The sequence below is a fragment of the Pseudomonas sp. P7759 genome, from assembly GCF_013386445.1.
Lineage (GTDB): Bacteria > Pseudomonadota > Gammaproteobacteria > Pseudomonadales > Pseudomonadaceae > Aquipseudomonas > Aquipseudomonas azotoformans_A.
In genome coordinates this window covers 1-18,569 of sequence record NZ_JACART010000015.1, presented here as the reverse complement: position 1 = coordinate 18,569, position 18,569 = coordinate 1, and the positions used below count along the sequence as shown (strand labels likewise).

The 18,569-nt window shown below is 59.1% G+C and carries 19 protein-coding genes; 14 read left to right on the top strand and 5 right to left on the bottom strand.

Annotated features, from left to right (window positions below; genetic code table 11):
• Positions 1–63 precede the first annotated feature (63 nt).
• A complete protein-coding gene (gene dksA, locus HX823_RS14225; RefSeq protein WP_025857127.1) occupies positions 64–507 on the bottom strand; it encodes an RNA polymerase-binding protein DksA in 444 nt (147 codons plus the stop codon).
• A 319-nt stretch (positions 508–826) separates the two neighbouring features.
• Between dksA and HX823_RS14220 the strand changes: the two genes are divergently transcribed.
• Positions 827–1,999, top strand: a complete 1,173-nt coding sequence (locus HX823_RS14220) for a pyridoxal phosphate-dependent aminotransferase (protein ID WP_177075240.1) — start codon at positions 827–829, stop codon at positions 1,997–1,999.
• The gene (sfsA, locus tag HX823_RS14215; RefSeq protein WP_177075239.1) at positions 1,999–2,709 is read left to right on the top strand and encodes a DNA/RNA nuclease SfsA; all 711 of its coding nucleotides are present in this window, start codon (positions 1,999–2,001) and stop codon (positions 2,707–2,709) included. The genes HX823_RS14220 and sfsA overlap by 1 nt, the downstream gene beginning before the upstream one ends.
• Here sfsA and HX823_RS14210 read toward each other — a convergent pair.
• Positions 2,706–3,023 carry a Rieske (2Fe-2S) protein gene (locus HX823_RS14210; RefSeq protein WP_038844159.1) on the bottom strand — a complete coding sequence of 106 codons (318 nt, stop codon included), beginning with the start codon at positions 3,021–3,023 and terminating at the stop codon, positions 2,706–2,708. The genes sfsA and HX823_RS14210 overlap by 4 nt on opposite strands.
• Before the next feature lie 156 nt (positions 3,024–3,179).
• On the opposite strand from HX823_RS14210, the gene HX823_RS14205 reads away from it, so the two are divergent.
• The 3 genes from HX823_RS14205 to HX823_RS14195 are packed head-to-tail and all read left to right on the top strand — an operon-like array spanning position 3,180 to position 5,859.
• Positions 3,180–4,058, top strand: a complete 879-nt coding sequence (locus HX823_RS14205; RefSeq protein WP_177075238.1) for a hemin ABC transporter substrate-binding protein — start codon at positions 3,180–3,182, stop codon at positions 4,056–4,058.
• Positions 4,055–5,092 (top strand): iron ABC transporter permease, encoded by a 1,038-nt coding sequence (locus tag HX823_RS14200; protein ID WP_177075237.1) that lies wholly within the window; start codon positions 4,055–4,057, stop codon positions 5,090–5,092. Before HX823_RS14205 ends, HX823_RS14200 begins: the two co-directional genes overlap by 4 nt.
• Positions 5,092–5,859, top strand: coding sequence for a heme ABC transporter ATP-binding protein (locus HX823_RS14195; RefSeq protein WP_177075236.1), 768 nt, complete (start codon positions 5,092–5,094; stop codon positions 5,857–5,859). Before HX823_RS14200 ends, HX823_RS14195 begins: the two co-directional genes overlap by 1 nt.
• 244 nt (positions 5,860–6,103) lie before the next feature.
• Here the strand turns inward: HX823_RS14195 and HX823_RS14190 are convergent, their stop codons facing one another.
• The 3 genes from HX823_RS14190 to HX823_RS14180 form a co-directional block, all read right to left on the bottom strand.
• On the bottom strand, positions 6,104–6,376 hold the full coding sequence (locus tag HX823_RS14190; protein WP_010206563.1) for a TfoX/Sxy family protein: 273 nt from the start codon (positions 6,374–6,376) through the stop codon (positions 6,104–6,106).
• A gap of 191 nt (positions 6,377–6,567) precedes the next feature.
• Positions 6,568–6,912 carry a pentapeptide repeat-containing protein gene (locus tag HX823_RS14185; protein ID WP_016976848.1) on the bottom strand — a complete coding sequence of 115 codons (345 nt, stop codon included), beginning with the start codon at positions 6,910–6,912 and terminating at the stop codon, positions 6,568–6,570.
• A gap of 93 nt (positions 6,913–7,005) precedes the next feature.
• A complete protein-coding gene (locus tag HX823_RS14180) occupies positions 7,006–8,562 on the bottom strand; it encodes a bifunctional aminoglycoside phosphotransferase/ATP-binding protein (RefSeq protein ID WP_038844154.1) in 1,557 nt (518 codons plus the stop codon).
• A gap of 118 nt (positions 8,563–8,680) precedes the next feature.
• Between HX823_RS14180 and mrcB the strand changes: the two genes are divergently transcribed.
• The 9 genes from mrcB (at position 8,681) to msrQ (ending at position 18,498) form a co-directional block, all read left to right on the top strand.
• A complete protein-coding gene (mrcB, locus tag HX823_RS14175) occupies positions 8,681–11,005 on the top strand; it encodes a penicillin-binding protein 1B (RefSeq protein WP_033898300.1) in 2,325 nt (774 codons plus the stop codon).
• A gap of 16 nt (positions 11,006–11,021) precedes the next feature.
• Entirely contained in the window at positions 11,022–11,756 is a 735-nt protein-coding gene (locus HX823_RS14170; RefSeq protein WP_177075235.1) for a M48 family metallopeptidase, read from the top strand.
• Entirely contained in the window at positions 11,756–12,085 is a 330-nt protein-coding gene (locus HX823_RS14165; RefSeq protein WP_038844150.1) for a YqcC family protein, read from the top strand. The genes HX823_RS14170 and HX823_RS14165 overlap by 1 nt, the downstream gene beginning before the upstream one ends.
• Positions 12,086–12,516: 431 nt before the next feature.
• Positions 12,517–14,241: an acetolactate synthase 3 large subunit gene (locus HX823_RS14160; RefSeq protein ID WP_038844180.1), complete on the top strand. Its 1,725-nt coding sequence runs from the start codon at positions 12,517–12,519 to the stop codon at positions 14,239–14,241.
• A gap of 2 nt (positions 14,242–14,243) precedes the next feature.
• Positions 14,244–14,735 carry an acetolactate synthase small subunit gene (gene ilvN, locus HX823_RS14155; protein ID WP_003176102.1) on the top strand — a complete coding sequence of 164 codons (492 nt, stop codon included), beginning with the start codon at positions 14,244–14,246 and terminating at the stop codon, positions 14,733–14,735.
• Positions 14,736–14,782: 47 nt separating this feature from the next.
• Positions 14,783–15,799 (top strand): ketol-acid reductoisomerase, encoded by a 1,017-nt coding sequence (gene ilvC / locus HX823_RS14150; protein WP_003176099.1) that lies wholly within the window; start codon positions 14,783–14,785, stop codon positions 15,797–15,799.
• A gap of 144 nt (positions 15,800–15,943) precedes the next feature.
• Positions 15,944–16,801 carry a CDP-diacylglycerol--serine O-phosphatidyltransferase gene (gene pssA, locus HX823_RS14145; protein WP_038844148.1) on the top strand — a complete coding sequence of 286 codons (858 nt, stop codon included), beginning with the start codon at positions 15,944–15,946 and terminating at the stop codon, positions 16,799–16,801.
• Between the two features lie 63 nt (positions 16,802–16,864).
• A complete protein-coding gene (gene msrP, locus HX823_RS14140; protein ID WP_038844146.1) occupies positions 16,865–17,878 on the top strand; it encodes a protein-methionine-sulfoxide reductase catalytic subunit MsrP in 1,014 nt (337 codons plus the stop codon).
• On the top strand, positions 17,878–18,498 hold the full coding sequence (gene msrQ, locus HX823_RS14135; RefSeq protein ID WP_033898304.1) for a protein-methionine-sulfoxide reductase heme-binding subunit MsrQ: 621 nt from the start codon (positions 17,878–17,880) through the stop codon (positions 18,496–18,498). The genes msrP and msrQ overlap by 1 nt, the downstream gene beginning before the upstream one ends.
• Positions 18,499–18,569 lie beyond the last annotated feature (71 nt).

The window sequence follows — 18,569 nt, the reverse complement described above, 5'->3', positions numbered from 1 at the left end:
TTCGGTAAACGCCAGAAACAAAAATGGAGCGTTCGCACGCCCCATTCGTTCAGTTCGGCTGGATTACTTGCCGACCTGTTTTTCCTTGATTTCAGCCAAGGTCTTGCAGTCTACGCAGAGGTCCGCGGTTGGGCGGGCTTCCAGGCGACGGATGCCGATCTCGACACCGCAGGATTCGCACCAGCCGTATTCTTCGTCCTTGATCAGCTGCAGCGTCTTGTCGATCTTCTTGATCAACTTGCGCTCGCGATCACGGGCGCGCAGTTCAAGGGCGAATTCTTCTTCCTGGCTCGCACGGTCGGCCGGATCAGGGAAGTTGGCTGCTTCGTCCTTCATATGGTCAACCGTGCGGTCGACCTCCTGCATCAAGTCCTGTTTCCACTTGTTCAGGATTTTGGTGAAGTGCTCGCGCATGGGCTCGCCCATGTACTCCTCACCTTTCTTTTCTACGTAAGGTTCGAAGCCATTGAGGCCTTGAGTCTGCTGTTGCTTTGCTTGGGTGGACATGAATAGACCGCCTCTCACTCTTCTAATCCATTGCGCAGGATTGCAACGTCACCGACACCTGCCGGCCCTGCGGCTGCAAGCGGGCGAACTTACCAGATAGATTCGGGGTGCGCCACTCCCGGTTGTCGAGGCCCACGGCAATGGGGTTGCAAACTGCATCAGCCCGTCGTTGCTGGGTATGTGTTGCCTCAGATGTAGATTTTAGTCGTTTTGCTGGCGCTTGCCCGGACGACACCTGCCGTCGGGCAGGCAATAGAACATGTTTTACGGCGCGGGTTCGGTAGAATCCAGATTTTGTCCTCACCGTTAAGGAAGGCTAATGGCTCAGCCCTACAGTGCGAGCAGTCGCGCCATCGAACCTTTTCATGTCATGGCATTGCTGGCGCGCGCCAATGAGCTGCAGGCCGCCGGCCATGACGTGATCCATCTGGAAATCGGCGAGCCGGACTTCACCACCGCCGAACCGATCATCCAGGCCGGCCAGGCAGCGTTGGCCAACGGCAAGACGCGCTATACCGCCGCCCGTGGCTTGCCTGAGTTGCGCGAGGCTATCAGCGGTTTCTATCAGCAGCGCTACGGGTTGAGCGTGGACCCCGAGCGCATCCTGATCACTCCCGGCGGCTCTGGCGCATTACTGCTCGCCAGCAGTTTGCTGGTGGATCCGGGCAAGCATTGGCTGCTCGCCGACCCTGGCTATCCTTGCAACCGCCACTTCCTGCGCTTGGTGGAGGGGGCGGCGCAACTAGTTCCGGTCGGCCCTGAGGTGCGCTATCAGTTGACCGCCGACCTGGTGGCCAAGCATTGGGATCAGGACAGTGTGGGCGCTTTGGTGGCATCGCCAGCCAACCCGACCGGCACGATTCTCACCCGTGATGAATTGGCCGGTCTTTCAACTGCCATCAAGGCGCGCAACGGCCATCTGGTGGTGGATGAGATTTACCATGGCCTCACCTACGGCACCGATGCGGCCAGCGTGCTAGAAGTCGACGACGATGCGTTCGTCCTGAATAGTTTTTCGAAGTATTTCGGCATGACCGGTTGGCGCCTGGGTTGGCTGGTGGCACCACCGGCGGCGGTGGGTGAGTTGGAGAAGCTCGCGCAAAACCTCTACATCAGTGCGCCGAGCATGGCGCAGCACGCGGCATTGGCCTGTTTTACCCCGCAAACCCTAAGCATTCTCGAAGAGCGCCGCGCTGAATTCGGCCGCCGTCGCGATTTCTTGCTGCCCGCCTTGCGCGAGCTGGGATTCGGTATCGCGGTTGAGCCGGAAGGCGCGTTCTATTTGTATGCTGATATCAGCGCGTTCGGCGGTGATGCCTTCGCATTTTGCCGCCACTTCCTCGAAACCGAACATGTGGCCTTTACCCCTGGCTTGGATTTCGGCCGCTACCAAGCCGGCCACCATGTGCGTTTTGCCTACACCCAAAACCTCGATCGGCTACAGGAAGCGGTGGAGCGGATCGCCCGTGGCTTGCGGAGCTGGCAAGGCTGATGCGCTTTCATCCTCCCCTCGAAGAAGCGCGGTTGATTCGTCGCTATAAGCGTTTTCTTACCGATATCGAAACCGTTACCGGTGAGTTGCTGACCATTCACTGCCCCAACACCGGCTCGATGCTCAATTGCATGGTCGAAGGTGGGCAGGTCTGGTTCAGTCGCTCCAACGACCCCAAGCGCAAGTTGCCCGGCACCTGGGAAATTGCCGAGACGCCCCAGGGCCGCTTGGCGTGTGTGAACACGGCGCGTGCCAATCAACTGATCGAGGAAGCGTTGCATGCGGGTGTCATCACCGAGCTGAACGGCTTCACCGCCTTGAAGCGTGAAGTACCTTACGGTCAGGAGAAAAGCCGCATCGACTTTCGTTTGGACTATCCCGACGGCGCGGCCTACGTCGAAGTCAAAAGTGTGACCCTGGGTTTCGACGGTACTTCGGTGGCCGCCTTCCCCGATGCGGTGACCCAGCGAGGCGCCAAGCATTTGCGCGAGCTGGCCCATCTGGCGCGTGACGGTGTGCGGGCGGTGCAGTTGTATTGCGTCAATCTCTCGGGGATTGATGCAGTGCGTCCGGCCGTGGAAATCGACGCCGGCTACGCTGCGGCCTTGCGTGAAGCCGAGGCGGCCGGGGTGGAGGTACTGGCGTATGGCGTGCGCGTGACATCCGAAGAAATATGCGTGGACCGGCGCCTGGACGTGCTGCTCGACTAGAGTTCCACCCACAGCCCCTGGGCGTCTTCGCGGCCGGGCAGGGCGGTGAGGCTTTGTCCGGCGCAAGGGCCGGAGATGCACTCGCCGCTTTCGATCAGGAACAGCGCGCCGTGGGTGGCGCACTGGATCAGGCTGGCGCTGTCGTCGAGGAACCGGTTGGGCTGCCATTCCAGTGGAATGCCGCGATGGGGGCAACGGTTGATATAGAAGTAGGCAACGCCGTCCCGGCGCACGGCCAACAATTTGCAACCATCGATTTCAAAACCGAGGCTGCTGTCTGGCTCGAGGGTATCGGAGGAGCAGAGAAACTTCATTTCAGTCCTTAAGTGCCTTGACGTTCAAATGCAAACAATTATCAAATGCCGGCTTCGCCCGTTGGCTGACCGGGCGCTCAATACGATGCGGGGCAGGGATTATCTGTCACATTGATGAGCGTTTGAGCGGCCCTGCCCCTGGAAGGAAACCCTGTTATGCGCCTGAGTGCCAGTGCTATTGCGCTTGTTGTCGGACTGCTGGTCAACCCTGGGGCGCAAGCCTCTGAACTGCCACAACGTTGGGTGAGTGCCGGTGGGGCCCTGTCGGAATGGGTGACGGCCTTGGGCGGTGAGGCGAAATTGGTGGGGGTAGACACCACCAGCCGGCATCCGGAGTCGCTTAAGGCGTTGCCGAGCATTGGCTACCAGCGGCAGTTGTCGGCTGAAGGCATCTTGAGTCTGCGTCCGCAGGTGTTGGTGGGTACTGAAGAAATGGGCCCGCCGCCCATCCTTGCGCAGATCCGCAGCGCGGGCGTGCAGGTGGAGATGTTTTCCGCGCAGCCTGACTTGCCGACGTTGAAGGGCAACCTTCAGCACCTGGGCAAGTTGCTGGGCGCAGAGGCCAGGGCCAACGAATTGTTTACCGGATATGAGCAAGCGCTGGATCAGCAGAAGCGCTGGGTCGCCAAGGCTCAGAGCACCCAAAAGGCCCCCGGCGTATTGCTGTTGCTGGGTCATGCAGGCGGCAAGCCGCTGATCGCGGGTAAAGACACGGCGGCTGACTGGATGTTGCAGCAGGCGGGCGGACGCAACCTGGCCACCCATACCGGCTACAAGCCGTTTTCGGTGGAGTCGTTGGCGGGGTTGAGCCCGGATGTGTTGGTGTTTGCGGATCGTGCCTTGACCGGGGATGCGGCGCGTGCGGCGCTGTTCAAAGAAAACCCGATCCTGGCGTCCACGCCGGCGGCCAAGGCTGGGCGGGTATTTGAGGTAGACCCTACATTGCTGGTCGGCGGGCTTGGGCCGCGTTTACCACAAAGCCTCGCGGACCTGTCTGCCGGGTTCTACCTGTCCCAGGCCAAGCCAGCCCAATGACCACTCTGGTAAAACCGAAGACGCTGTTTGTTGGGCTGGCGCTATTGTGTGTTTTGGCGATCTGGCTTTCGCTGGCACTGGGGCCGGTCAGCTTGCCCCTGTTGGATACGCTCAAGGCCGCCTTGCGCTTGATGGGGTTGCCGATTGAGGCTCAAGGGCTGGAGCAGGCTGAGCTGATCCTGGGGCAGATCCGTTTGCCGCGCACGTTGCTGGGCTTGGCCGTCGGTGGTGTGTTGGCCTTGTCTGGGGTGGCGATGCAGGGGCTGTTTCGCAATCCCTTGGCTGATCCAGGCCTGGTGGGGGTTTCCAGTGGCGCTGCGCTGGGGGCGGCGGTAGCGATTGTCGGGGGTTCGTTTTTCGGCGGTTTGCCGGCTGCGTTTGGCCCCTATCTTCTGTCGCTGTGTGCATTTCTGGGTGGGCTGGGTGTGACTGCACTGGTCTATCGACTGGGGCGGCGTAACGGCCAGACCAACGTCGCGACGATGCTGCTCGCCGGCATTGCCCTCACGGCGCTCGCCAGTTCGGCCGTGGGTCTGTTCACCTACCTGGCCGACGACGCCACCTTGCGCACGCTGACCTTTTGGAACCTGGGCAGCCTCAACGGCGCGAGCTATTCGCGCTTATGGCCATTGTTGCTGGTGAGCGCGGGCGTGGCGCTGTGGTTGCCGCGCCGGGCCAAGGCGTTGAATGCCTTGCTGCTGGGTGAGTCGGAGGCCAATCATCTCGGCATCGATGTGGAAGGGCTCAAGCGCGAATTGGTTTTCTGCACGGCGCTGGGCGTCGGGGCAGCGGTGGCTGCCGCGGGCATGATCGGTTTTGTAGGGCTGGTGGTGCCGCATCTGGTGCGTTTGCTGGCGGGGCCGGACCATCGCGTGTTGTTGCCGGCATCGGTTCTGGCAGGTGCGAGCTTGCTGTTGTTTGCCGATCTGGTCGCACGGCTTGCCCTGGCGCCGGCTGAATTGCCGATCGGTATCGTCACTGCGTTTATCGGCGCGCCGTTTTTTCTTTACCTGTTGTTGCGGGGGCGTGCCTGATGCTGCGTGTGGAAGACCTGCAGATCCGTCGTGGTCGCAAAGCCGTGTTGGCGGATGTCACCCTCGACCTATTACCAGGGGAAGTACTTGGCGTGCTGGGCCCCAATGGTGCGGGCAAAAGTACGCTGCTCGGTGGGTTGTGTGGTGAGTTGCACCCCGACCAAGGCAATGTGTGGCTGGATCAACGCCCGTTGAGTGAGTGGAGCGGTGCGCAGCGGGCACAACGCCTGGCGGTATTGCCGCAAAGTTCGACGCTGGACTTTGCTTTCCGTGTCGAAGAGGTGGTCGGCATGGGGCGCTTGCCTCATCAGACCGGGCGAGTCCGCGATGACCAGATCATCGAGGCGGCCCTGCAGGCGGCAGATGTCGGCCACTTGAGCGGCCGCAGCTACCTGGCGTTGTCCGGTGGCGAGCGCCAGCGGGTGCACCTGGCACGGGTGCTGGCGCAGTTATGGCCGGGCGAGGCAGGGCAGACGTTGCTGTTGGATGAGCCGACGTCGATGCTGGATCCTTTGCATCAACACACCACTTTGCAAGCCATTCGTACCTTTGCTGATCGAGGGGCGGCGGTGTTGGTGATCCTTCACGACTTGAACCTGGCAGCGCGCTACTGCGATCGGATTCTGCTGCTGGAAGCAGGGCGCCCGCATGCTTTGGATACACCCGCGCAGGTAATGCAACCTGAACCGTTGAAGGCGGTGTTTGGATTGGATGTGCTGGTGCAGCCCCATCCGGAGCGTGGGCATCCGCTGATCATTGCGCGCTGAAGTCGGCTTTTTTACAGGCAAAAAAAGACCCGGCAAGAGCCGGGTCAAATAACCGTGATTAGCCTGATGAGGAGATAATCTGAGAGTCCGAACCAATGGTCTTTCAGTTATCGGCTGATCTCGCGACCAGTTGTGATAATCATAACGATTCTCATTTGAGAGTCAACATTTGTTTTTGCATGTTCTCTGCGTTTTCTCAAACGCCTGTTCGCAATGCCTGTAAATGCTGGGGTTAATCGACGAGCTAATTCTTCTGGCGTGCCGATAACGCGTCCAATTGGCGGTTCAACGCTTCCTTGCGCTCGGCAGGAATGTCATTCCAGTGCACATCCATCAAGGCCCCTTCTATTGCATACAACAATACTTTCGAGGCGCGAAACCCGCGTGTCCGGACGGCCCGGTAAGCATCGACCGCACCCAGGCGACGCAAGTCCGACGCACTGTGGATGCCCACCGCATGCAGCCACTGTGCTGACGTCTTGCCGAGGTTTTTCAGGTGTTGCAGCTCATCGTTCATCAAGCCTCCTTGCGACGGCCGAATGGTGCGGTGGGTATCGAGACCAGGCAAGCCTGCAAAGGAGTGTAGCGCTCAGTAGGAAAAGCGTAGTTCTTTAGTCGGAAACGGCCTAAAGCTTATAAGAATGGCGAGGTCAGGCAGGAGGGAAGTCCCCGGCTCGGCTGAGCGAACCGGGGCTTAAGCAGAGCGTTTCAGCGGGTGCGGTAGCGCAGGCGAGTACCGAAATTAACCGACATGAGAATCTCGTCGGCGGTCAGTTCTGGCGGGAAGTAGGTGCCGGAAATCTGCGCATGGGCCAGGCTGGCGCCTTCCAGTGGGCAGTCACGCAGGTCCAGGCCGCGCAGGTCGGCGGAGCGGAAATAGGCATCGGTGAAATCCACGCCAGCGGTGTTCAGCTCACGCAAATCCAGCCCACGGAAGTCGCCACCGCGCATGTCGATGACCCCGTCTTTCGGGCGTTCCTGGTTGAAGCCACGGATATCGTCTTTATGCAGGAGCGAGTAAAGCGGCGTATCAAGAAGCTTGGGGTGACTCATGACGGCGACTCCTGTTGGATTTATGACGCCATTATAGTGCCACTATTGCTTGGCCGTGCCCCCTAAGTAGACGACACGACCAAGAAATTTTTCTTACAGACCAGGCAGGCGCTGACGAATATGCGCCACCAGCGCATCGAGGGTGCCACTTTCATTGGTCTCAACCCGTTTGCTGAGGAGCAATTCCTCGGCAGTCAGCGGGTCACGCTTGGCCTGCTGTTCTTCGATAACCGCCAGTGTCGCGTCGGAAGGATCATTTTTGTCCGCCTGACGTTGTGCCAACCAACTGGCGATAACGGCTTGCGGCGCATTGCAATCCAGGATCAGGAACGGGGCGCCGGTGGCCTCGGCTACTTTGGCCGCTGCATCGCGTTGTTCGCGTTTAAGGAAGGTCGCATCCAGCACCACCGGGTAACCGGCGCGTAGCACGGTATCGGCGATTTCATTCAAGCGTGCGTAAGTTGCCGCACTGGCGTCGGCCGCATAGATCCCGGCCTGTGGCGTGTTTGCCACCTGTTGTTCGCCGAACAGGCGCTTGCGCTCCACATCCGAACGCAGGCGTACGGCGCCCAGGGCTTCCACCAGCCGCATGGACACGTGGCTTTTACCGACGGCCGACACACCGTGGGTAATGGCCAGGAAGCGCGACGGAATGGTGCTGTAGCTTTCTGCCAGGTTGGCGTAGTTGCGGTATTGGCGCAGGGTCGTGGCGCGTTGCACCGGGCTGGCTTCACTCGGCATGCTGAACAGCGCGATCTTGGCGCGGACCAGAGCGCGATAGGCTTTATAGAAGTTCAGTACTTCCAGGCCTTGATAGTCGCCGGTCAGTTCCAGGTACTGGCTGATAAAGCGGCGAGCCAGGGACTTGAGGCCCCGATCTTCAAGGTCCATGGCCAGGAAGCCGGTGTCGGCATATACATCTGTGAAGCGGAACGGCTCGTTGAACTCAATGCAGTCGAAGATCACCACATGGCCATCAATCAAGGTGGCGTTGCCCAGGTGAATATCTCCGTGGCATTCGCGGGTAAACCCGTCTTTTTTGCGCTGGGAGAACAGCGGCTTGAGGCGCTCGAAGCTGCTTTCGGCCCAGGCCAGCAGGGCGTCCAGCTGAGCCAGGTCGGCCTTGTCGCTGAGGAACGGACGGATCTGGTCGAAATTCTGGCGAACCGGTGCCATGACTTCATCCGGAGTGCCGGCCGGGTGTTCCTGCGGGACTTTTGGCGCCGTGAGGTGGAAGTGCGCGATTTGCTTGGCCATCTCATCGATGTGCGCGCTGGTCAGTTCACCGTTGGCCTGCAAGGTGCTGAGCAGTTGGCTCTGCGGGAACTGGCGCATTTTCAGCGCGTATTCGACGACCGGGCCATCGCCGCCCAATTGCGGGGCTTCGGCACTGCCGGTGATCGGCAACACTTCAAGATACAAATCTTCGGTCAGGCGCTGGTTGAGGCGCAGTTCTTCGCGGCAGAAGTGACCGCGCTTTTCCAGGTCGGTGAAGTCGAGAAAGCCGAAGTTCATCGGCTTCTTCAGCTTATAGGCATACGGGCCGGTGAGGACGACCCAGGAAATATGGGTTTCGATGACTTGAAACGCTTCAACCGGGTGAGGGTATAAAGCCGGGTTTTGCAGGGCAGCGATCAGGGACTGGCTCACGGGCGATCCTTCAAAGTCTGGGGAAAAACATGGCGGGCATTATGGCCGCTACGAGCGGTCGTGCAAACCGCTGTCCGGCTCATGTTGATCATCAATAAAGTGCGTATAATCCGCCGCCATGACTCGAACCCGATCTCCCCGTTCCCGTAAAAAACCTCCTTCCCGTGGCCTGCGCCCTTGGCTGGGCTGGGCGCTCAAGCTCGGCCTGGTAGGCCTGGTAGTACTCGCTGGCTTTGCGGTGTATCTCGATGCCGTGGTGCAGGAGAAGTTCTCTGGCAAGCGCTGGACCATTCCGGCCAAGGTGTACGCACGCCCGCTGGAACTGTTCACCGGCCAGAAGCTGAGCAAGGACGACTTCCTTACCGAACTCGACGCCTTGGGCTACCGCCGCGAACCCGTGAGCAACGGTCCCGGTGCGGCCGCCGTCAGTGGCAACACCGTCGACCTGAATACCCGTGGCTTCCAGTTCTACGAAGGCCTGGAGAAAGCCCAGCCGGTGCGCGTGCGCTTCTCGGGCGATTATGTAGCCGAACTGTCGTCGCTCAACGGTTCAAAGTTGCCGGTGGTTCGCCTCGAACCGCTGATGATTGGCGGCATTTACCCGAAAAACCTTGAAGATCGCATCCTGATCAAGCTCGATCAGGTGCCTCCATACCTGCTGGAAACCCTGGTTGCCGTTGAAGACCGTGATTTCTACCATCACTGGGGTGTCTCGCCCAAGTCGATCGCCCGCGCGGTCTGGGTGAACACCTCCGGCGGCAAGATGACTCAGGGCGGCAGTACGCTGACGCAACAATTGGTCAAGAACTTCTACCTGACCAACGAGCGCAGCCTGACCCGCAAACTCACCGAAGCGATGATGGCGATGCTGCTGGAGTTGCACTACAGCAAGCAGGAAATCCTTGAGGCGTACCTCAACGAGGTATTCGTCGGTCAGGATGGCCAGCGCGCCGTGCACGGCTTCGGTTTGGCGAGCCAGTTCTTCTTTGGTCAGCCGCTGTCCGAACTGAAGTTGCACCAGGTCGCGTTGCTGGTGGGCATGGTCAAGGGACCGTCCTACTACAACCCGCGCCGCAATCCCGAGCGTGCGCTGGAGCGTCGCAATCTGGTGCTCGACGTGCTTGAGCAGCAGGGTGTCGCCACCGCTGAGCAAGTCGCCGCGGCCAAGAAAATGCCACTGGGTGTAACCACTCGCGGCAAACTGGCAGACAGCTCCTTCCCAGGCTTTATCGACCTGGTCAAACGCCAACTGCGTGAAGACTACCGCGACGAAGACTTGACCGAAGAAGGCCTGCGGATCTTCACCAGTTTCGACCCGATCCTGCAGATGAAAGCCGAAGCGTCGGTCAATGACACCTTCAAACGCCTGACGGGCCGCAAAGGTTCTGATGAAGTCGAAGCGGCCATGGTGGTGACCAACCCGGAGACCGGTGAAGTACAGGCCATGATCGGCAGCCGTCAGGCCAGCTTTGCCGGCTTCAACCGCGCACTGGATGCGGTGCGGCCGATCGGTTCGCTGGTCAAGCCCGCCGTTTACCTGACCGCCTTGGAAAAGCCGAGCAAGTACACCCTGACCAGTTGGTTGTCGGATGATCCGCTGTCGGTCAAAGGGGCTGATGGCCAGGTGTGGACGCCGCAGAACTTCGACCGTCGCTCCCACGGTACGGTGTTCCTGTATCAGGGGATTGCGCACTCCTACAACATTTCCACGTCGCGACTCGGCCTTGAAGTCGGCGTGCCGAATGTCCTCAAGACCATCGCGCGACTGGGCGTCACCCGTGAGTTCCCGGCCTTCCCGTCGATCCTGCTGGGCGCTGGCGCAATGACGCCGATGGAAGTTGCGACCATGTACCAGACCCTCGCCAACGGTGGCTTCAATACACCGATGCGCGGGATCCGCAGCGTGTTGACCGCCGAGGGCGAGCCGCTCAAACGCTACCCGTTCCAGATTCAGCAGCGGTTTGACGCAGGTTCCATCTACCTGATCCAGAACGCCATGCAGCGCGTGATGCGTGAAGGTACCGGGCGTTCGGTCTACAGCGTGCTGCCGGCGAACCTGACGTTGGCGGGCAAAACCGGCACCAGTAACGATTCGCGTGACAGCTGGTTTGCCGGTTTCGGCCAGGATGTGCTGGCAGTGGTGTGGCTGGGGCGTGACGATAACGGCAAGACGCCATTCACCGGTGCGACCGGTGCGCTGCAGGTCTGGACCAGTTTCATGCGTAAGGCCGACCCGTTGCCGTTGAATATGCCGCAGCCGGATAACATCGTGCAGGCCTGGATCGATCCACACACGGGGCAGGGCTCCGATGCCAACTGTCCGGGCGCGGTGCAGATGCCGTATATTCGCGGCAGCGAACCGCCACCCGGCGCCGCGTGCGGTGGCAGTGCCCCTGCAGATGCGGAATCGGTGATGGATTGGGTCAAGGGCTGGATGAATTAAGCAAAGAGGGTTTCAAGTGAACAAGTGGTTGTTTCCAGCTATTACAGCTCTGGCTTTGCTCGGCGGTTGCTCCAGCGTGCAGCGCGGCTCCATTCCCGTGGTGGACTCGAGCACGGCCGTCTCCAATAACGATCGGATTTCGGCCAATGGCGGTTTCCGCCAGACCGTGACCAATCGTCCTGCCCAAGCCAAACCACAGGCCGTGCCGCAGGATTCGGGTGTGGTAGTGATGGTGCCAGGCGGTGGCGCAGCGACATCGGCACCAATCAGCGCCGAGCCGTGGACACCAGGGCCAAGCACTTCCGGCCCGATCGATACCACGCCGATCCAGGCGGCCCCGATCAACCAGGGCACCTACAACATGCCATCGACGCCGAGTGGCATTCCATCCTCGTCCAGCGGCAGTGGCCTTTCGGCTGATGAGCAGCTGGATGGCCCGGTGCTGGCCTTGTTGACCACTGCCCAGCAACAACAGGCGGGTGGCGATTTGAACGGTGCGTCGTCGAGCCTTGAGCGTGCCCAACGCGTTGCGCCACGGGAGCCGCAAGTGTTGTATCGCCTGGCCCAGGTACGCATGGCCCAGGGTGATGCACCGCAGGCCGAGCAGTTCGCCCGTCGCGGCTTGTCGCTCGCCAACGGCCGTCCCGACCTGCAAGCCAGCCTGTGGGCGTTGATTGGCGACGCGCGTGCCGCACAAGGCGATGCCGCTGGCGCTGCCCAGGCGCGTCAAAAAGCCAAGGTCAGCCTCTGATGGATGCACGCTTTCCTGCTATCGCCGAACAGTTGTTGCTGATTGAGCGAGAGTTGCGCGTGCAGGGCTGGTGGGACGATGTGTCCCCCAGCGCCGAGGCGCTCAGCAGTGTCGAGCCCTTTTCCGTGGATACCCTGGATTTTCACCAGTGGCTGCAGTGGATCTTCCTGGTGCGCATGAAGCAGATCCTCGAACAGGACCTGCCGCTGCCCAATGCCTCGGGCATTCTGGAAATGGCCGAGATGGTCTATGCCGACCGCCCGCAAGAGAGCCTTGGCTTGCGTAACGCGCTGAAAAAGTTCGACCAATTGATCGTCGACGCTCGTTAATTGCCTGACTGCCGGGTTTTCCGGCAGTCTTGCGCACATTTCTACCGCTTGACGACATTCAGGCGAGTTTTATCCCTCCTCAAAGCCCTTTCTCCTACGTTCTCATGCGCTTAGTTGGAAAAAAGCGCAATTATTGCTTGACTTGAAGGGCCTGAAACAGAAGAATCTAAAGTCCGCTGTATCGGGACTGCCAGAAGCAGGCCCGCTCAGCAGATCATGAGGCGCACATCCGCGCCGACCTGTTACACCCGCAACGCGTTACCTCGCGCTGGGTGGGAAAAGCCCGCAACACTTGGGACGATCCCAATACTTGCTCAGTCAGTGCTGACGTAGTCGGCGACCACCGTCGCTCATGCTCTGTTGAGAAGTAAACCTATTAAGACCCGTCGGTTTTCAACGGACGGTATTCTGGCGTTTTAGAGGTGAACAACGTGGAGCTTTTATCTGGTGGTGAGATGCTCGTCCGCTTTTTGCGTGACGAAGGCGTCGACTATATCTACGGGTACCCAGGTGGTGCTCTGCTGCATGTCTACGACGCACTGTTCAAGGAACCGGCTGTTACCCACATCCTGGTTCGCCACGAACAGGCCGCGACCCATATGGCTGACGGTTACGCCCGTGCCACCGGTAAAGCCGGCGTGGTACTGGTAACGTCCGGCCCAGGCGCAACCAATGCCATTACCGGCATCGCGACTGCGTATATGGACTCCATCCCGATGGTGATCATTTCCGGCCAGGTGCCCAGCACCATGGTAGGGACCGATGCATTCCAGGAAACCGACATGATCGGTATCTCCCGGCCGATCGTGAAACACAGCTTCATGATCAAGCATCCCTCGGAAATCCCGGAAGTCATGAAAAAGGCTTTCTACCTCGCACAGTCCGGTCGTCCGGGTCCTGTCGTGGTCGATATCCCGAAAGACATGACCAACCCGGCGGAAAAATTCGAATACATCTTCCCGAAGAAAGCCAAGCTGCGTTCCTACAGCCCGGCTGTTCGTGGGCACTCCGGGCAAATCCGCAAGGCGGCAGAAATGCTCCTGGCGGCCAAGCGTCCTGTGTTGTACTCAGGCGGTGGCGTGATTCTGGGCGGCGGTTCCGCGCCTTTGACCGAATTGGCCAAGCTGCTCAACCTGCCCGTGACCAACACCTTGATGGGCCTTGGCGCATTTCCGGGCACAGACCGTCAGTTCGTCGGCATGCTCGGCATGCACGGCAGCTACACCGCCAACCTGACCATGCACCACGCCGATGTGATCCTGGCAGTGGGCGCACGTTTCGATGACCGAGTAATCAACGGCGCGAGCAAATTCTGCCCGAATGCCAAGATCATCCACATCGACATCGACCCGGCGTCCATCTCCAAGACCATCAAGGCCGATGTGCCGATCGTAGGTCCTGTGGAAAGCGTACTGACCGAAATGGTTGCCGCGCTGAAGGACATTGGCGAGACGCCGAACAAGGAATCCGTCGCCAGTTGGTGGAAGCAGATTGACGAATGGCGCGGTGATCGCGGCCTGTTCCCTTACGACAAGGGCGACGGCAGCATCATCAAGCCACAAACCGTGATCGAGACCCTGTGCGAAGTGACCAAGGGCGACGCCTTTGTGACCTCCGACGTAGGCCAGCACCAGATGTTCGCCGCGCAGTACTACAAGTTCGACAAGCCTAACCGCTGGATCAACTCCGGTGGCCTGGGCACGATGGGCTTTGGTTTCCCTGCGGCCATGGGCGTGAAACTGAGCTTCCCGGACACCGACGTGGCGTGCGTCACCGGTGAGGGCAGCATCCAGATGAACATCCAGGAACTGTCGACGTGCCTGCAGTACGGCCTTCCGGTGAAGATCGTTTGCCTGAACAACGGCGTGCTGGGCATGGTTCGTCAATGGCAGGATATGAGCTACAACAGCCGTCACTCCCACTCCTACATGGAATCGTTGCCGGATTTCGTAAAATTGGTTGAAGCCTATGGCCACGTCGGCATTCGCATCACCGATTTGAAAGATCTGAAGCCGAAGATGGAAGAGGCGTTCGCCATGAAGGACCGCCTGGTGTTCATCGATATTCAGGTGGATACCAGCGAGCACGTCTACCCGATGCAGATCAAAGACGGCTCTATGCGCGACATGTGGCTGAACAAGACGGAGCGTACTTAATCATGCGGCACATTATCTCCCTGCTTCTGGAGAACGAACCCGGCGCTCTGTCTCGTGTTGTCGGTCTGTTTTCGCAACGCAACTACAACATCGAAAGCCTGACCGTGGCTCCGACCGAAGACCCGACTCTGTCGCGCCTGACGTTGACCACTGTGGGCCACGATGAGGTGATCGAACAGATCACCAAGAACCTCAACAAGCTGATCGAAGTGGTCAAGCTGGTCGACCTGTCGGAAAGTGCCCACATTGAGCGCGAGCTGATGCTGGTTAAAGTCAAGGCCACGGGTGCCCAACGTGCCGAGATCAAGCGCACTACCGATATTTATCGCGGGCAGATCGTCGATGTGAGCGCCAGCGTTTATACCGTTCAACTGACCGGTACAAGCGACAAGCTGGACAGCTTCATCCAGTCGATCGGGACGGCCTCGATTCTGGAAACGGTACGCAGTGGTGTCACCGGGATTGCCCGTGGCGACAAAGTACTCAGCATCTAACCCAAATTAGCGAATGGCCTTACGGCCTGGATATATAGAGGAACCTCATGAAAGTTTATTACGATAAAGATTGTGACCTGTCGATCATCCAGGGCAAGAAAGTCGCCATCATCGGCTACGGCTCCCAAGGTCACGCGCAAGCTTGCAACCTGAAAGATTCCGGCGTTGACGTGACTGTTGGCCTGCGTAAAGGCTCGGCCACTGTTGCCAAGGCTGAAGCCCACGGCCTGAAAGTGACTGACGTTGCTTCCGCCGTTGCTGCTGCCGACCTGGTCATGATCCTGACCCCGGACGAGTTCCAGTCCGCGCTGTACAAGAACGAAATCGAGCCGAACATCAAGAAGGGCGCCACCCTGGCCTTCTCCCACGGCTTCGCGATCCACTACAACCAGGTTGTGCCGCGCGCTGACCTCGACGTGATCATGATCGCGCCGAAAGCACCGGGCCACACCGTGCGTTCCGAGTTCGTCAAAGGCGGCGGCATCCCTGACCTGATCGCGATCTACCAGGACGCATCGGGCAACGCCAAGAACGTGGCACTGTCCTACGCTGCTGGCGTCGGTGGCGGTCGTACCGGCATCATCGAAACCACCTTCAAGGACGAGACTGAAACCGACCTGTTCGGCGAGCAAGCCGTTCTGTGCGGCGGTACCGTCGAACTGGTAAAAGCCGGTTTCGAAACCCTGGTTGAAGCGGGCTACGCGCCAGAAATGGCTTACTTCGAGTGCCTGCACGAACTGAAGCTGATCGTTGACCTCATGTACGAAGGCGGTATCGCCAACATGAACTACTCGATCTCCAACAACGCTGAGTACGGCGAATACGTGACCGGCCCGGAAGTGATCAACGCCGAGTCCCGTCAGGCCATGCGCAACGCCCTGAAACGTATTCAGGACGGCGAATACGCCAAAATGTTCATCAGCGAAGGCGCTACCGGCTACCCTTCGATGACCGCCAAGCGTCGTAACAACGCCGCTCACGGTATCGAAGTCATCGGCGAGCAACTGCGCTCCATGATGCCGTGGATCGGTGCCAACAAGATCGTCGACAAAGCCAAAAACTAAGTCGTACGTGTCAACGGAAAACGCGGCTTAGGCCGCGTTTTTTCGTTTGGGGGCAGGTTCTGGTATAAAGCTGCATCGTTTGCGGGCGAACACGCGCCGCAAGTATTTGTCGAATTCTTTTCACACCGTTGCAAGGTAAAGTCCATGACCGAACGTCCCGAAGAGCCAGGCCAGGCCTCTGACGCCGAAAGCCTGCTACCGATCGATGAGCATGTCGAAGAAGGGCATGATGCGGAAGGTCGCAAGGTCCGGCATCGTGGCATCTATCTTCTGCCCAACCTGTTCACCACGGCGAACCTGTTTGCCGGTTTCTACTCCATCATCAACTCCATGAGCGCCCAAAGCGCACTGGCGGCGGGTGATGCGGCGAGTGCCAGCAAGTATTTCGGTTTTGCTGCCATCGCTATCTTCGTCGCCATGGTGCTCGACGGCCTGGATGGTCGTGTCGCGCGCATGACCAATACGCAAAGTGCCTTCGGTGCCGAGTACGACTCGTTGTCGGACATGGTCGCGTTTGGTGTTGCGCCCGCGTTGCTGGCATTTGCCTGGGCGCTGGGTGACATGGGCAAGGTCGGTTGGATGGTTGCCTTCATCTATGTCGCGGGTGCTGCTTTGCGCCTGGCGCGCTTCAATACTCAGGTGGGGACTGCCGATAAGCGTTACTTCATCGGTTTGGCGAGCCCGGCCGCTGCAGGTGTGGTGGCAGGTATTGTCTGGGCATTCAGCGATTACGGCATCCAGGGTTCGAAGATGTCGTTCCTGGTGGCCTTGATGGTGGCTGCGGCCGGCATGCTGATGGTCAGCAACATCAAGTACAACAGCTTCAAGGAGTTGGACTTGAAGGGGCGTGTGCCTTTCGTGGCGATTCTGGCAGTGGTGCTGGTCTTTGCCGTGGTCTTCAGTGATCCGCCGCGCATTCTGCTGCTGGCGTTCCTGGTCTACGCCGCTTCAGGTCCGGTTCAGTACTTGCTGCACCTGCGGCGCGACAAAACATTGCCTTAATGTAATTTCCCCCATACTCCGCAGTCTATTGGTGCATCAGTTCTCCAATGCTGCGGAGTTGCCATGTTAATCAAATTGCCTAAAGCGTCCGATTGCCACGAATCGGACGTCACACCTGAATCCTTCTACCTCTCTCGCCGTAGCTTGCTCGGTGGTGCGCTTGCTGGCATCGCAGCCAGCAGCCTGCCGCGTTGGGCGAGTGCCGATGAGGCCGCGCGTTACGCTGATGTTGAACCGGGCAAGGCGCCGAATTGGTTTACCGAGAAACTGCCGGGAACGAAATGGCAGGCGATCACGGTAAAGGAAGAAGCGATCACGCCGTTCAAGGATGCAACCCACTACAACAACTTCTATGAGTTCGGTACAGGCAAGGGCGACCCGGCAACCAATGCGGGCTCACTCAAGACCGAGCCATGGAGTGTGGTGATTGATGGCGAAGTTGCGAAGCCAGGCCGTTATGCCCTGGAAGACTTCATGAAGCCGTATCAGTTAGAAGAGCGTATCTACCGGCTGCGCTGCGTCGAAGCGTGGTCGATGGTTATTCCATGGATCGGTTTTCCGATCTCTGCGTTGCTCAAGCAGGTTGAGCCGACTTCCAAGGCCAAATACATTCGTTTTGAAACCCTTCAGGATCCCAAGAGCATGCCGGGGCAGCGTTCGAGTTTTGGCTTGATCGATTGGCCTTATGTAGAGGGACTGCGTCTGGATGAGGCGATGAATCCCCTGGCGATCCTCGCTGTGGGGATGTATGGGCGTGAATTGCCTAACCAAAATGGCGCGCCGCTGCGGTTGGTCGTGCCATGGAAGTATGGCTTCAAGAGTGTGAAGTCGATTGTTCGCATCAGCCTTGTAAGCGAGCAGCCGAAAACCACCTGGCAGAGCATTGCAGCGGACGAATATGGTTTTTATGCGAATGTGAACCCTACGGTTGACCATCCGCGCTGGACTCAAGCGCGGGAGCGTCGTCTGCCGAGTGGGTTGTTCAGTCCCAATGTGCGCGAGACGCAGATGTTCAATGGCTACTCGGATGAGGTGGCCTCTCTTTATACCGATCTCGACCTGCGGAAAAATTACTGATGCGCTACCCGATCTGGCGTATTGGCGTCTTTATAGCGGCGGCGGTTTGGCCGTTGTTCTGGTTATATGAAGCTTGGAGTTCTGTCCTGGGGCCGGATCCGGGCAAGGTGTTGGTTGACCGGCTGGGGCTCGGCACGTTGATACTGTTGTTGATCACCCTGGCAATGACGCCGTTGCAGAAGCTTAGCGGTTGGGCAGGGTGGATTGCGGTACGCCGGCAGCTTGGGTTGTGGTGCTTTGCTTATGTCGTGCTACATCTGGCTGCTTATTGTGTGTTTGTGCTTGGGTTGGATTGGTCGCAACTGGGTGTGGAGCTGCGCAAGCGGCCTTACATAATTGTAGGGGCGTTGGGTTTCCTGTCGCTGTTGGTGCTGGCGGTGACGTCGAATCGTTACAGTCAACGCCGATTGGGCAGTCGCTGGAAGAAGCTGCATCGTCTGGTGTACGTGATTCTGGGGCTTGGCTTGCTTCACATGTTGTGGATTGTGCGGGCGGATCTCAAGGAATGGGCTATCTATGCCTCTATAGGTGCGCTGCTCCTGGTGCTACGGATCCCGCCTGTAATGCGCCGGATTCCGCGCCTTATTGCGAAAAAGCCACTTTCTGCAACAAAAGCGTAATTAACGGTTGACGGCGAATTGTAACTCTCTATAATTCGCCCCACTTCCGGTGCAGTCGAAACGGAAAACTC